Raw genomic sequence first — 1,126 nt, forward strand, 5'->3', positions numbered from 1 at the left:
AGCACGTGCCCATATCTTAGAAGGTTTGCTCATTGCTTTGGATCACATCGATGAAGTGATCCGGATCATCCGCAATAGCCAGACAGACGCTGAAGCACAAGCTGAATTGATGGCTAAATTCAAGCTCTCTGAACGTCAAAGTCAAGCTATTTTGGACATGCGTCTTCGTCGTTTGACCGGTTTGGAACGAGACAAGATCCAAAGTGAATACGATGATTTGGTTGCCTTGATTGCTGATTTGGCTGACATTTTGGCGAAACCAGAACGTGTGGCCACCATCATCAAGGAAGAACTGGAAGAAGTCAAACGCAAGTTTGGCGATGCTCGTCGAACTGAGTTAATGGTTGGAGAAGTCCTTTCTCTTGAAGATGAGGACTTGATTGAAGAAACAGATGTCTTGATCACCCTTTCTAACAAAGGCTACATCAAACGTCTGGACCAAGCGGAATTTACGGCTCAAAAACGTGGTGGACGTGGGGTTCAAGGAACTGGTGTCAAAGATGATGACTTTGTCCGTGAACTGGTCTCTACGAGCACCCATGATCATTTACTCTTCTTTACCAATAAAGGGCGTGTCTATCGTCTGAAAGGTTATGAGATTCCAGAATATGGCCGGACAGCTAAAGGATTACCAATCGTCAACCTCTTAAAATTGGACGAAGGTGAATCGATTCAAACCATTATCAATGTGGAGCAAGACCGCAGTGACGAAGCTTATCTCTTCTTTACGACGCGACAAGGTTTAGTCAAACGGACCAATGTAGCTGAATTTTCAAATATCCGTCAGAATGGTCTCAAAGCTCTGAATCTGCGTGATGAGGATGAATTGATCAATGTCTTCCTTACAGATGGCAATGCTGACGTCATTATCGGTACCAAGTATGGTTATTCTGTCCGCTTTAACGAGGCTGTGGTCCGCAATATGGGACGTTCTGCCACAGGTGTACGTGGTGTGAATCTCCGTGAAGGAGACAAGGTTGTTGGGGCTAGCGTCGTTACGGATCAAGATGAAGTATTGATCATCACTGAAAAAGGGTATGGTAAGCGGACAATGGCTAGCGAATACCCAACCAAAGGCCGTGGCGGTAAAGGAATCAAGACAGCCAATATTACAGAGAAAAATGGT

Annotated in this window: 1 protein-coding gene; it reads left to right on the forward strand. The window is 45.0% G+C overall.

Going from position 1 to position 1,126, the window contains the following annotated elements; translation table 11 throughout:
* On the forward strand, positions 1-1,126 hold a 1,126-nt coding region (locus SPADD19_RS06255; protein WP_277619469.1), incomplete at both ends, for a DNA gyrase C-terminal beta-propeller domain-containing protein.

The organism is Streptococcus parasanguinis, from assembly GCF_001578955.1.
GTDB classification, from domain to species: domain Bacteria; phylum Bacillota; class Bacilli; order Lactobacillales; family Streptococcaceae; genus Streptococcus; species Streptococcus parasanguinis_U.